Here is a 13836-nt window from a genome sequence, read left to right as displayed (position 1 = left end):
TCTAAAAAGGCTCAACGAACCTGCCGAGATACCATGATGAATCAACCCGCCCTGTCCTTCGAACAACTGCAGCGCAGCACCCCTCTCGCCCTGCGCCAAAGCATCGCCGCCGGGCACTATCAGGGCCACACCAGCGGCTTGGGCCAAGGCCGGGTGCAAGCCAATATCGTGATTTTGCCCAGTGATTGGGCCAACGAGTTCCTCAGGTATTGCACCCTCAATCGTCAAGCCTGCCCGTTGCTCGACATTACCGAACCGGGCGATCCATATTTTCGCAATCTCGGAGCAGCCATTGATATTCGCCATGATGTGCCCCGATACAGGGTCTATCGCCATGGCGAACTGAGCGAAGAACCGCTGGATATCGAGCACCTTTGGCAGGATGACCTGGTGGCGTTCGCCATCGGCTGCTCGTTCTCCTTCGAACAACCGTTGCTGGATGCCGGCATCCCCCTCAAGCACATCGATCTGGGGCGCAATGTCGCCATGTACCAGACCAACATCGACACGCGCCCCACCGCTCGCCTCAGCGGCAAGCTGGTGGTGAGCATGCGACCGATGAAAGCCGCCGACGCCATCCAGGCCATTCAAATCACCGCACGCATGCCCAATGTCCACGGCGCTCCCGTGCACATTGGTGACCCGTCGCTGATCGGCATCCATGCGCTCGACACCCCGGACTACGGCGATGCCGTCCCCATTGAAGCTGACGAAATACCGGTGTTCTGGGCCTGCGGTGTGACACCTCAATCGGTGGTGCAGGCCTCACGTCCGCCACTGTGCATCACCCATGCGCCCGGTTGCATGCTGGTGACGGATTTGTACAACAGCGCTTTGTAAAGGCGTGGGTGTGCCGTAATGCCAATCAGTCAAGGAACGACACCATCCGCGTTTGGGCTGCCGTTTTTTTTGACGGGTGTTTAAGCAAAGTCGAAGCCTTGTAAATCCACTCAATGTAGTCAACGATGCAATTGGCCTTCGTCCCTTGTTTGGTGCCATGGACCCTGACCCGTTTCCTGAATGTTCAGGACTAAAGTTCGCGCACTTTACCCACAGAAGACCGGATGACAGCAGAACCGACTATCCTTTCGGACAGTGAACGCTGCACTCTTGGCAAAAAGGGACGCCATGCCAGACTATGATCGCGCCATCGGCTCCAGACCCGGGCTACCCCGGATGGCTTCAATTACGGTTTTCTGTCTTTTCACCGCAACGCCCGGATTCGGCCAGGACCTGCCAGCCGCAGCGGGTGTCGAAAACGCCACGGTTACGGTGATTCAAGCGCAGGAAATCGTTTCCAGGGCCACCCTCGAAGCCGTTCGCTGGAGCGGCCCTGAATCCGGCCCGCAAGCCCTGCGGGGCAAGAGCATCGCCTTTGTCGCAGAAGATTTGCGTAACGGCGGAATTGTCGGTGTCGCGCAGGGCGCTCGCGAGGCTGCCAAGGCGATGGGCTGGACCCTGAAGATATTCGATGGCGCTGGATCATCGGCCGGACGCGCCAAGGCCTTTTCCGATGCCCTGGCAGCGAAACCCGACGGTCTCATTCTGTGCGGCTCCGATGCCCTTGAGAACAATGCGGCGCTGATCCTCTTCGCCAAGAGGGATGTGCCGGTGGTTGGCTGGCACGCCGGGGCACGCCCCGGGCCGATTGACGGCACGCCGGTGGCCATGAACGTCACGACCGACCCGCTCGAAGTGGCTCGCCTCACGGCCATGGCGGCAGTGGCACAGTCAAACGGACACGCCGGCGTGGTCATCCTGACCGACTCCAAGTACAGCATCGCCATGGCGAAAGCCAAGGCCATGGAAAACGTCATTCGGGCCTGTCAGGAATGTACGTTGCTGGAAGTGCGCGATGTCGCGATCTCCGAAAGTGGCGAGAAGATGCCGGCGATCACCAAGGAACTGCTTCAGCGCTATGGCAAGCGCTGGACCCATACACTGGCCATCAACGATATCTATTTCGACTACTCGATTGCCTCATTGACCAACGCCGCAATACCCAGCGACGGCATCAGTCTGTTGTCTGCCGGTGATGGCAGCGCTTCGGCTTTCTTGCGCATCCAGGCAAAAACCTACCAGACCGTCACCGTGGCCGAGCCGCTCAACCTGCATGGCTGGCAAGTGATGGATGAATTGAACCGGCTGTTTGCAGGTCAGCCGGTGAGCGGCTTCGTCGCGCCGATTCACCTGGTCAATGCCGACAATATTGCCTTCGACGGCGGGAAGAAATTCCAGTACGACCCTGACAATGGCTATCGAGACATCTATCGCCACCAATGGAATCCCTGACATTGGACGTTATTTCCCGGCTAGGACGCCGGCTATTACCGCAATCACTACGCGCACAGTTCACACTGGCGTTTCTGACGCTGGCGCTGCTGATCCTGGCGAGTGGTGCAACGGCGGTCTACGCCGTGCGCACGTCAAACAACGCCACCCGCCATCTGACGGATGAACGACTGGTCCGCATGCAAGATGGGCAAGACATGCTGCAGCGTACCTTGCTGATCGAACGCCAGACCGATCAGCTTCTGACAACCCGCTCCCCCGACACCCTGCGTTCAAGCTATGCAGCGACCGTCGAACAGCTTGAAGCCCTTGATCAACTGGTGCAGCAGCTGACTGCCGCGAACAGTGGCGTGGCAATACTCGACATGCATCAGTCGAGTCAGATGTTCCGCAATACCGCCAACATCGTTGCGCAGCTGCGAGAAGGCCTGCTGCAAACCGAGGTCACCTTCGAGCAAACCATGGAGGATCACACCGCCCGGTTAACCGCGACTCAGACCCAGGCCAGCCTGGAACTGGCGGTGTTACTTTTCGATCTGCCGCAGGCTGTTGACAGTGATGCCGTGCAACGGCTGCGGATCCGATATGAGCGCCTGTCACGCAGCGCAGGCAAGTTACCCGACGCAGATGTGGAGACGCCTGATCTCTTCTCCCTGCGCCTGAGGCTCATCAATCAGCACAACGTCATACAGCGCTTCAATGAGGAACTGAAGAATGAGGCCGGGGTTCTGGTCGCGGTGGCCCGTGCGCAATCCAGTGCTTACACCGAAGACTATCGCGAAGCCCTGCAGCGCCTGGTCGAAGCCTCAAATCGTAGTCAGCAATGGGTGCTTATCATGTTGGGCGCCAGCCTGATATTCGCCTGGTTCGTGACCCGGGTCTTCATGGGCCGTCATGTGCTCATGCGCCTGAATGAAATAAGCCGGCAATTGCGTCAGGAACACACTGACAAAACGCATTTGATGATGGCGGAACATGGGAAAGACGAGATCGGCAACATGGCTCGCGCGGTAAATCAATTCCTCAAAGACCGACTTCAGCTGGAAAAAAGAACGGTCCAATTGAGTATCGCCACAGAGCGGCTCGCCCTGCAAAACAGCCGACTGGAGCAAGAAGCCGTCATCCGAGCTGGGCAACGTCATGTCCTGGAGCTGATCGCCAGGAGCACCGAGCTTGCAGAAGTCCTCGACAGCCTGGCTCACCTGGTGGAGTCCCAGCTGGAGGGGATGATGGTGTCAATCCTGCTGCTGGATGAGGATGGCAAGCACCTGCTGCACGGGGCTGCCCCCAGTTTGCCGAAAGCCTATAACCAGCTCATTGACGGGATTGCGATCGGTCCGAACGTCGGTTCATGCGGCACCGCGGTGTATCGACGAGAACCGGTCATCGTCACGGATATCGAGCTGGATCCGCTGTGGGAGGAATACCGCTCAGCCGCTGCGCCCTATGGATTTCGCGCCTGCTGGTCGACGCCGATTCTGTCCCATGAGCGAAAGGTATTGGGTACGTTTGCTTTGTATTCCAACAAGGTACGCAGCCCCAGCTCGGCCGAGACGCGACTGATCGACATGGCGACACCGCTTGCCGGCATTGCGATAGAACGCCAGCTTACCGAAAAGCGCATTCGCTATATGGGCGACCATGACGCACTGACCGGGCTGCCGAATCGCACACTGCTCGAAGACCGTCTCAAGCAGGCAATGCTTTATGCCCAGCGCTACGACCGCCTGGTGACGGTGGTGTTTCTCGATCTGGACAAATTCAAACTGGTGAATGACAGCCTTGGGCACAGTGCTGGAGACGAACTGCTGAAAACCGTCGCCCAGCGCATGCAGGAATGTGTACGCCGCACCGACACCGTCGTGCGACTGGGTGGCGACGAGTTTGTGATCATCCTGTTCGACCAGCCCTCAGATCTCGACGGCGTTACTCCGGCCTTGCACAAAATCCAGGAAGCCATCCTGCGGCCGATTCAGCTCAGCGGGCATACACTCCACGTCACCTGCAGCATGGGGTTGGCCACCTACCCTGCCGACGGTAGCGATACCGACACGTTGCTCAGCAACGCCGATGCCGCCATGTACCGGGCCAAGGAGCTGGGTCGCAACAGTTACCAGTTCTATACGAGCGAGATGAATAACAAGGTTCAGGGCAAGCTCGCCATGCAAGACGGGCTTCGAAACGCACTCAACCATGACGAGTTCCTGCTGCTGTACCAGCCACAGGTGGATTTGCAGTCAGGCCAGATTATCGGCGTAGAGGCACTGATCCGCTGGAAGCACCCCGAGCTCGGCATCGTGTCTCCCATCAAATTCATTCCGCAGGCCGAAGAGACCGGGTTGATCGTGCCCATCGGTGACTGGGTGATTCATGCCGCGTGCAAACAGAACAAGGACTGGCAGGATGCGGGCTGGCCGCCGATCACCATGTCGGTGAACATTTCTGCACGCCAGTTCGTCGAAAGGGACCTGATCGACCGGGTGATGCATGCCTTGCAAGAAACCGGACTGGACCCGATGTACCTTGAGCTGGAGCTGACCGAAAGCCTGATCATGCAAGACCTTCAACAAGCCATCAGCAAAATGAAGGAACTGCAATCAATGGGGATCAGTCTCTCGATCGACGACTTCGGCACCGGCTACTCCAGCCTCGCCGCATTGAAAAGCTTTCCGATCGCGAGACTCAAGATCGACCAGTCTTTCGTGCGCGACCTGCCCGACAACGAAAACGACAAAGCCATCGCCACCGCGGTGATTTCGTTGGGGCACAAACTGAACCTCAAGGTCATTGCCGAAGGTGTCGAAACCGAAGAGCAGCAAACCTTCCTGCGTGAAAACGGTTGCGATGAAATTCAGGGCCACTTTTTCAGCAAAGCGGTCAGCGCAGAGGAAATCAGTCTGTTACTGCGTACGCCCCGGTTGCCCCAACCGAGCCGCATTGCGAGCCCTGACCCGGCAAGTCGAAAACGCGATGTAAAACGTCCAAGCAGTCCAATGCCGGGGCATTAATACTGCGCAGGGCGTTTTCAACTGCTCGAAGATGCAGGTATTCCTGTGTCGCCCTACTAACTGCCTTCGCGAGCAAGCCCGCTCCCACATTGGTTTTGTGGAGTGCCTGCAATCCGAGGCACGCCTGATATCCAATGTGGGAGCGGGCTTGCTCGCGAAGGCGTCCGAACAATCAGCTCTGGGCTTTGCTCAATTTGGTGAACAGCTCAGTCGGTACTTTCTTGCCGTTGGAGGTGTATTGGTTAGTGCGGAATTTGTAGACCTCGCCTTCGGAGAGGAAACCGTCGTTGTTGGTGTCCATCGCCTTGAATTCCTCACCACCCTGCGGGGCCACGGTCAGCAGTTCTTTCAGGGAAACGCGGCCATCCTGGTCAGTGTCGGTACGGGCGAAGGACGCATCGCCGCACTTGCCTTCACCGCATTTGCCTTCGCTGGTCTTGGTGACTTTGGCGCCGGTTTCGCTGGTACCGCACTTGCCTTCGCCACACTTGCCTTCGCTGGTTTTTTCCGTCGAGGCGAGTTGGTAACCTTGTGGCAGTGCATCTGCGGCGAAGGCGCTTGAGGCGAGGTTCATGCTGCCGGCCAGAGCAACTGCGATCAGGCCAATGCGGGATTTGTTCGACATACGGGTCATGGTTATTACTCCGGATACAGTGTGAGGCCAGGCCGCAAGGGCGATAAGCCGGGGGGCGAGGAGCGTTTGCTTTCTCGCTAAGGCAGGGCTATTTGACTGCAACCGTGTATCCCGGATGTATCCGGATCGAGGGGCATTTGTAAGTCAGTCTCCGCATAGCAGCTGCGGATACACAGCGATACACAGGCCCTGCTCTTTTCCTCTTGGCCCCAAAAGATCGCAGCCTTCGGCAGCTCCTACATTTGAAACGCGATCCCCTGTAGGAGCTGCCGAAGGCTGCGATCTTTTGATCTTTTGCAGCTACTTACTCCGGCGGATCAATCTGATCCAGCACTCGATTGGCCGTGATCTCGGCCAGCATGATGCTGTTGGAAATGCCCAGCAGCGCATAGCGCGACTCACCGTCCAGATGATCCACCAACTGATGGACCATCACATCAACCGAGGCCAGCGTCTCGACCAAATAAACGACCAGGGATTCGGTATCGCTCTCTGGGTCGACGGAAAAACTCTTGCAAGGTCTGCGCGGCGTGGCTTTGATGTCGGCAATTGACGCGAAGTGGAAGTCGAGGGCGGCTTCGGCGGCGTCGTTGAGCTTTTTCGAACCGGGTTCGTACGGGGAGAGTATCGTCGACTAAATCGTTAGCACAAACCGGCATTCATCCCCGCTCTTGTCGTTACAAGACAGTTGTTCAGACAAGAATCCACACCGATCAAGCACTTTTCTTGAACCCACGTTTTCCTCGTAGACATAAGCAACCAGTTGCCTAAGTTCCCAACGCACCTGTGCCTCCTGGATCAGATGCTTCAGCGCCAGTGTTGCCAACCCCTGCCCGCAAACGCTTTGAGCAATCCGATAGCCGACTTCTGCCGAGCGCTCGGACCTGTCGATGCTTTTCAGGTTGGCTCGACCCACTATTGTTTCACTGGAACCTACGATAACGAACGGGTGCCAGGCGCCGATGGCAAAATCGGCTAAATAGCCTTCAATATGATCGGCGACGCCCTGCAACGAGTAGAAAGAAGGGTCACGCGCATCAATATGCGTTTCGAACCATTCACGGTTGTCAATTTCGAAGGCCAGCAGCGCTTGCGTGTCAGTGCTTTTTAGCTCGCGAACTCTAAATGAACTCATTATTCACCTCTCCTTGTCTCAGGCCGAAAGCCGCCTGCCCTGGCCGACTTCGTTGAACTGTTTTGCGCTTTCAGGCCCGGTCCGGCCGGGCGTTGGGGTTACTTGAAAACTGGCACGCTACCCGACTTGACTGGATTTTGCAGGTACTCACGCAAGCGAACACCAATCTCTGCGATTTTTGCCTCTCCCTCACGCAAGGCTTGCGGGTTGGTGTGGACCGAGTAGCTCCCCAGTTCTAGATCATAGGGATGCGGTGCCGCTGAACCGATGACGAAGACCGTATCTTCGTGCACGGCCTTCAGCGTAACGGCACCGCTACCTGGTTCGAAGACAACCATTTCCCCCGCAGTGACTATCCCAGGCGCGGTAAGAGCACCTCGACTGACACTCAACCACAATGACTCGTGCCCATTGGGCGGCGCATAAGTCCAGGATTCCCCGGCGCGTAGCGTTACCAGTAAATAGTTCATTCCAGCAGGCGCGCGGACCGGGCTTTGGACACCTTCGTACGCACCAAGAATCACCCGCGCAGGCCCCACTTCAGGCATCGCGCTTGACTCCAGGTATTGGCTGTCGACACTGGCGTTTTCCAACGCTGGCGGTAATGCAACCCACAGTTGAAAACCTTGAATGCGCTTCGATGTCCCTACCGACATCTCCTTTCCGTGCCAGACCCCGCCGCCCGCCCGCATCCATTCAACACCACCATAGTCGATCATCCCCGAACCCGAATCAGCATCCTCGAAGCGCAAATTGCCTTCGGTAATGACGGTGACGGTGGCGATCCCCGAGTGCGGATGCATTGGCATGCCGCCTATGAATGAACTCTCACCTTCAAACAGATCCAGAAAAACGAAAGGCTTGATCAGGTGGCCCAGATCGGAAGGACTCATCAGTCGGACAATAGCGCCATGCCTGCTGCCAGTGGTGCGGTAGCTGATTGCGCGGTGGGTCACGATTTCGCGTGTAGCGCCTGGGACGATACCGATAGGAGGTTGTTGCTGAATGGTCATGAGGATTACTCACAGGAGAGTGGCAGCCTGGCGGCCCGATACCTCAAACAATAGAGCCGGGACGATTGCTTGATTAGCCGATAGAATTGGATTGCACTCGTCCACCTACGACAGGAATGCCCCGCCATGCTCGACCTCAACGACATCGCCATGTTTGTGCAGGTGGTACGCAGCGGCAGCTTTGCAGAGGCGGCGCGACGGCTGGGCATGCCGCCCAATACCGTGAGTCGTCGCATCCAGCAACTCGAAGCAAATCTCGGTACTCGGCTGCTGCAACGCTCAACCCGCAAGCTCACGCTCACCAGTGCTGGTCAGGATTTTCATGAGCGTTGCGCGGGAGCGGTCGACGGCCTTCTCGAAGCGGGACAGGAGTTGATGACGGGCAGCGGCGAGCCCAGCGGCCTGGTGCGCGTGGCGGCGCCAGCCGACTTCTTCGACTTCTTCGAGATGGAGTGGGTGACCGAGTTTCTCGCGGCGCATCCTCGCGTGCGACTCGACTTCGTGCTCAGCGATGCGAAGGCTGACTTGATCGCCGAGCAGATCGATGTCGCCTTTCGTGGCGGGTCCTTGCGCGATTCAGGCTATGTCGGTCGCCAGATCCTTGACCCGCGTAGCGTCGCAATGGTGGCAAGCCCCGCCTACATCGCAGCGCGCGGCTCACCCCGCACGTTGCAGGATCTGCTGAGCCACGATTGCGTGATCTCCGCGCATCCCAGCGGTCACGCTACATGGCGGTTGGTCGGTCCGAAGGGTGAGGAAGAAGTGCAAGTGGCCGGGCGTTTTAGCGCAAATACCGCGCAGGCACTGCGCAAGGCCGCCGTGGCCGGACTCGGCATCGCGCTGCTGCCGCCCGTCCTGGCCAGGCTCGACGTTCAGGCCGGCGTGCTCGTCCCGGTGCTGCCTCACTACCAACCCAACGGTTACGGCATGAACGTGCTCTATCCGAGTCGCCGGCACCTGCCGCTCGCGGTAACGGCGTTTATCGGGCTAGTGATCCAGAAGATGAATGCGGCAGACGCCCCGGAAGGTCTATCGAAGCACCCCGGTGTCGCTTGAGACTCTTCAAAATGATGCCGTAACAATGGCACTCCTCTCTAATAGCCAGCGTAGACACCTACTCGCCTATAAATCCCCTCTTGAAAAGCGCGATAAATAGCTAGCTATTTGTTGACGAAAGTCTGAAGTATTCATTTGAATTTTCGGATTCTTCCACCCCGCCGCCTATGCCTAACATCGGCTCCACAGTGAACCAGCCACGGCAGTGCCGGCTGGCTTTGTCGAAGTGCTTTTGCAGTAGGCCTGAGAATTTTTGAGGATCACCGATGAAGCTGGAAATTTTCCGCACGCTGTGGGGTTACACCGCCAGCAAGGCCCAGGCGCTTGAAGAGCTGTTGCAGGCGGGCTTTGATGGAATGGAAGCACGTCTGCCACTGGACGCCCGTGAACGGGCTGAGTTCGCCGCTTTTCTCCAGGCCAATCGCCTGGGTTATATCAGCACGGTTTTCACGGCGTACGATGTGCTGCCGGACCAGTCGGCGTCCCCTGCCGTCCACCTCAATGACCTCGATCAGAAACTCGCCTGGGCCGCTGAGCTCGGCCCACGTTTCGTCAACGTACTGGCGGGCAATGACCGCTGGTCCTTGCCACAACAAGTGGAGTTTTTTGGCCAGGCGCTGGAACTGGCGCGCAAGCACGGCCAGGTCTGCAGTTTCGAAACTCACCGCTCGCGTTCGCTGTTCAACCCCTGGGTGACCCTGGAGTTGATCCGGCAATTGCCCGATCTGTTGTTCACCAGTGACATCAGCCATTGGGTCGTGACCTGCGAGCGTCTGTTGAATGACCCGGCCGATGATCTGAGCGCTTTCATCGAGCGGGTTCACCATATCCAGGCACGGGTCGGTTACGACCAGGGCCCGCAGGTTCCGCACCCGGCGGCTCCCGAATATGCAAAAGAACTGGCTTTCCATCAGCAGCACTGGGAAAGCATCTGGCGCTCGCAGCAAGCCCGCGGTTACCAGGTCAGCACCCTGACCCCGGAATTCGGCGCCGACGGCTATCTGCATCATTTGCCCTTCACCAATGTCCCGGTCGCCGACCTGTGGTCATTGAACGTGTGGATGGGCCAGACCGAGCGCGAACACTTCGAGCGTTTCCACCACTCAAGCAATCCTTAGGGAGCCGATGCGTCATGCCTGACAATAAAAACAACAGCGCCAGCACTGACACGCACAAAGCCAACTTCAATAGCATCCCGGTGGTCAACATCGCCGGTCTGTTCAGCGTCGAACGGGAACACCGCCTGGCCGTGGCCGAAGAATTGGGACGTGCCGCCAGCGAAGTCGGGTTCCTCTATATCACCGATCACGGTATCGACCCGCAGCTGATCGCCAACCTGCGCAAGGCGGCCAAGGACTTTTTTGATCAGCCCTTCGACACCAAGATGCGGCACTACATCGGCACCTCGCAAACCCACAAGGGCTTTGTGCCCGAAGGCGAAGAGGTCTATTCCAAAGGCAAGCCGGACCACAAGGAAGCCTTCGACGTCGGCTTCGAAGTCCCGGCCGATGATCCGCTGGTGCTGGCCAACACCCCGTTGCTGGGGCCCAACGACTGGCCGCAGCTGTCGGGTTTCAAGGCGTCGGTGCAGGCCTACTATGAAGCGATCTTCGCCTTGGGCCGGCGCCTGTTCGGCGGCTTTGCCCTGACCCTGGGCCTGGAAGAAAACTATTTCGACAGCCTGGTCACCCGCCCGCCGTCCAAGCTGCGCCTGATCCACTACCCCTTCGACGGTGCCGCCCATGACGCACCGGGGCTTGGCGCCCATACTGATTATGAGTGCTTCACCATCCTCCTGGCCGACAAACCAGGCCTTGAGGTGATGAACAACCTTGGACAATGGATCGATGCACCACCGATGGCTGATGCCTTTGTGGTCAACATCGGCGACATGCTGGAAGTGATGACGGCAGGCGCATTCGTTGCCACTGCGCACCGGGTGCGGAGCGTGAAGGAGGAGCGTTATTCCTTTCCACTGTTTTATGCCTGCGACTATCACACCCAGATCAAACCGCTGCCCGGGTTCGCCCAGGGAGGTAACGACTACGAAGAAATCACGATCGGCGAACACATGTATGGCCAGGCACTGCAGACTTATCAGTATCTGCGCCAGAGGGTGGCCAATGGGGAAGTTCAACTGCCAGGCAAGGCACGCAAGCCCGCCAGTTTCGGACATTTGAAAAATCAGGCTCAACCGTCCTGATTGAAGTTTTCAGTAACCCCTTACCTACGCCGGAGTCAGTAAAAATGAAAAACAATAATAAGAACCTGTTGAGCTTGGCTGTATTGGCAGCCGGTATGCTCGGTGCCTCGTTGAGCATGGCCGCATCAGACACGTTCAAGGTCGGCATGGAAATCACCTACCCTCCTTTCGAGTCCTATGACAAAGACAAAAACGTGGTGGGTTCGGATCCCGAACTGGCAGCGGCCCTGGCCAAGCACATGAACGCCAAGGTGGAGTTCGTCGACACCAAATTCCCGAGCCTGATCCTGGGCCTGAACTCCGCCAAATACGACGCGGTCATTTCCGGCATGTACATCACACCGGAGCGCCAGACTCAGGCCCAGACCATCGCTTATGCCAACACTGGTGCCGCGGTCATGGTGCCCAAGGGCAGCGAGATCAATGCGAAAAAACCTGAAGACCTGTGCGGCTTGAAACTGGGCCTGGAACAGGGCACCACCTGGGTCAAGGAATTCAAGAAGCTCTCCGATGATTACTGTGTGCCGAACAACAAAGGCGCCATCACCGTCAGCGAGTACCCCTCGGCGCCCGAAGTGACCCAGGCCCTGTTGTCCAAAAACATTCAGGCCCAGGTTGAAATCGCTGGCGCTGCAAAAATGATCGCGGAAAAAACCAATGGCCGGGTAGTGATCACCACCGAACACCCGATCTATCAGCAAACCCTGGGAATCTTCGTCAAGAAAGGTAACGACGAAACATTCCAGGCCGTGCAAAAAGCCTTCGAAGAGACGAAAAAGAGCGGTGAATACGCCGCTATTCTTAAGAAATATGGCTTGGAAGAACCGACTGCCCACTAAGAACGTGTCCTTGTAGTCTGGTCATCTGCGGCCCCTGCACCGGGGCGGCAGATCGAGGTGCCCTATGCAATTCGATTGGTCGTATTTCTTCTCCCTGTTCTCCCTGCCGGACTTCTGGAAAGCCTGCGTCACGGTGGTCCAACTCAGTGCCCTGGCCTGGTTCCTCGGCATGCTGCTGGGCTTTGGCCTGGCCACGGCCAAGTTGTCCCAGTCACCCTTACTGCGCATCCCCGCGGCGGTCTACATCTGGTTCTTCCGCAGCATCCCGTTGCTGGTGCTGGTGGTCTTCGTCTACAACTTGCCCCAATTGTTTCCCGGTAGCGGACCGATTCTGTCGAACCCCTTCTACTCCGGCTTGCTTGCTCTGGTGGTCACGGAAGCGGCGTACATGGCGGAGATCCACCGTGGTGGCCTGATCTCCGTGGCCAAGGGCCAAAAGGAAGCAGGCCGCGCGCTGGGTGTCGGCCTGTTCGGCATGCAGCGCTTGATTGTGATCCCCCAGGCTTTCCGTATCTCGCTGCCTACGTTGATCAATGAATACATCACGGTGGTCAAGCTGACGTCGCTGGTCTCGGTCATCTCCCTGACCGAAATCCTCACGGTCGGCCAACGCCTCTATGCCACCAACTTCCTGGTCATGGAAACCCTGGCGGCGGTGGGCGTGTACTACGTGCTGATCGTCACCGTGTTCGGCTTTTTCCTGCAGCGTCTGGAGCGCTACCTGGACCTGAATTTCCGCAAGCCGCATACACTCGATGCCGCCGCCGTGGCCAAGCTCAAGGCCTGCGCCGAAGCCTTGCCCGACATTGCGCGTAAAGCTGCGGGCAACAACACGACGCCCATCCTGCAACTGAAAAACATCCAGAAAAGCTATGGCACGCACCAGGTGCTGATGGGTATCGACCTGAACGTCGAATACGGCCAGGTGATCTCGATCATTGGCCCCTCCGGTTCCGGCAAAACGTCGTTGATCCGCACGGTCAACGGTCTGGAAACCATCGATACCGGCGACATTCTGTTGTTCGGTGAAAAATTCATCGAAGCGTCGGACAAACCCAACAGCGCCCGTCTGCGCAAAGGCGTGCGGCACATTGGCATGGTGTTCCAGAACTTCAATCTGTTCCCGCACCGCACCATTCTCGACAACGTCACGCTGGCGCCGCGTTACCACGGCATCCCCGGCGAGCTGAGCGAACACCGTGCTTATGCGCTGCTGGACAAGGTCGGCCTGCTCGCCCACGCCCACAAGTACCCGCACCAGCTCTCCGGCGGACAGCAACAGCGCGTGGCGATCGCGCGTGCTTTGGCCATGGAGCCGGACATCATGCTGTTCGACGAGCCTACGTCAGCGCTCGATCCAGAGCTGGTGGGCGATGTGCTGAACGTCATACGCGACCTTGCCAGTGAAGGCATGACCATGATTATCGTCACCCACGAAATGGACTTTGCCATGTCGATATCCGACCGGGTCGTGTTCATGGAGAACGGAAATATCCAACTGGATGCTGCACCTGAAACCATACGCTGCGATGCCGAAGGAGAGAGAGTGCGGCGCTTTATGGGAATCAGTACTCGATCGCCAAACCTGCCTGTCACTGCGAATCATGCGTGAGCATGGCGCTGCGTAGGCAACCACTTTCTTTGAGCTTCCTTCTT

The 13836-nt window shown here is 57.9% G+C and carries 12 protein-coding genes; 8 read left to right on the top strand and 4 right to left on the bottom strand.

Annotated features, from left to right (window positions below; all coding sequences use genetic code 11):
• Positions 1-36 precede the first annotated feature (36 nt).
• The 3 genes from PMI27_RS24215 to PMI27_RS24225 all read left to right on the top strand — a co-directional run bounded on the left by PMI27_RS24215 (position 37) and on the right by PMI27_RS24225 (position 5300).
• Positions 37-840, top strand: coding sequence for a putative hydro-lyase (locus tag PMI27_RS24215; RefSeq protein ID WP_033053268.1), 804 nt, complete (start codon positions 37-39; stop codon positions 838-840).
• Between the two features lie 288 nt (positions 841-1128).
• Positions 1129-2292 carry a substrate-binding domain-containing protein gene (locus tag PMI27_RS24220; RefSeq protein ID WP_008145752.1) on the top strand — a complete coding sequence of 388 codons (1164 nt, stop codon included), beginning with the start codon at positions 1129-1131 and terminating at the stop codon, positions 2290-2292.
• On the top strand, positions 2280-5300 hold the full coding sequence (locus PMI27_RS24225; RefSeq protein WP_008145755.1) for an EAL domain-containing protein: 3021 nt from the start codon (positions 2280-2282) through the stop codon (positions 5298-5300). Before PMI27_RS24220 ends, PMI27_RS24225 begins: the two co-directional genes overlap by 13 nt.
• A gap of 172 nt (positions 5301-5472) precedes the next feature.
• On the opposite strand, the gene PMI27_RS24230 is transcribed toward PMI27_RS24225, so the two are convergent.
• The 4 genes from PMI27_RS24230 to PMI27_RS24240 all read right to left on the bottom strand — a co-directional run bounded on the left by PMI27_RS24230 (position 5473) and on the right by PMI27_RS24240 (position 8082).
• Positions 5473-5934, bottom strand: coding sequence for an HvfA family oxazolone/thioamide-modified RiPP metallophore (locus PMI27_RS24230; RefSeq protein ID WP_008145757.1), 462 nt, complete (start codon positions 5932-5934; stop codon positions 5473-5475).
• A gap of 304 nt (positions 5935-6238) precedes the next feature.
• Positions 6239-6562 (bottom strand): DUF6124 family protein, encoded by a 324-nt coding sequence (locus PMI27_RS0229120; protein ID WP_050595019.1) that lies wholly within the window; start codon positions 6560-6562, stop codon positions 6239-6241.
• 6 nt (positions 6563-6568) lie between these two features.
• A complete protein-coding gene (locus tag PMI27_RS24235) occupies positions 6569-7069 on the bottom strand; it encodes a GNAT family N-acetyltransferase (RefSeq protein WP_008145758.1) in 501 nt (166 codons plus the stop codon).
• 98 nt (positions 7070-7167) lie between these two features.
• Complete coding sequence (locus PMI27_RS24240) at positions 7168-8082, bottom strand: pirin family protein (RefSeq protein ID WP_008145759.1); 915 nt, start codon at positions 8080-8082, stop codon at positions 7168-7170.
• Positions 8083-8208: 126 nt separating this feature from the next.
• Here PMI27_RS24240 and PMI27_RS24245 point away from each other — a divergent pair, with 126 nt between their 5' ends.
• From PMI27_RS24245 to PMI27_RS24265, 5 genes are all read left to right on the top strand, one after another.
• Positions 8209-9138 carry a LysR family transcriptional regulator gene (locus PMI27_RS24245; RefSeq protein WP_008145762.1) on the top strand — a complete coding sequence of 310 codons (930 nt, stop codon included), beginning with the start codon at positions 8209-8211 and terminating at the stop codon, positions 9136-9138.
• A gap of 266 nt (positions 9139-9404) precedes the next feature.
• Positions 9405-10256, top strand: coding sequence for a sugar phosphate isomerase/epimerase family protein (locus PMI27_RS24250; protein ID WP_008145764.1), 852 nt, complete (start codon positions 9405-9407; stop codon positions 10254-10256).
• Between the two features lie 14 nt (positions 10257-10270).
• Positions 10271-11341, top strand: a complete 1071-nt coding sequence (locus PMI27_RS24255) for an isopenicillin N synthase family dioxygenase (protein WP_008145765.1) — start codon at positions 10271-10273, stop codon at positions 11339-11341.
• 44 nt (positions 11342-11385) lie between these two features.
• Positions 11386-12180: an ABC transporter substrate-binding protein gene (locus PMI27_RS24260; RefSeq protein WP_008145768.1), complete on the top strand. Its 795-nt coding sequence runs from the start codon at positions 11386-11388 to the stop codon at positions 12178-12180.
• Between the two features lie 64 nt (positions 12181-12244).
• A complete protein-coding gene (locus tag PMI27_RS24265) occupies positions 12245-13792 on the top strand; it encodes an amino acid ABC transporter permease/ATP-binding protein (protein ID WP_008145771.1) in 1548 nt (515 codons plus the stop codon).
• The last annotated feature ends 44 nt before the right edge of the window (positions 13793-13836 follow it).

Origin of the sequence: Pseudomonas sp. GM41(2012) (genome assembly GCF_000282315.2) — a bacterium.
GTDB lineage: Bacteria > Pseudomonadota > Gammaproteobacteria > Pseudomonadales > Pseudomonadaceae > Aquipseudomonas.
This window is presented reverse-complemented; position numbering and strand designations above follow the sequence as displayed.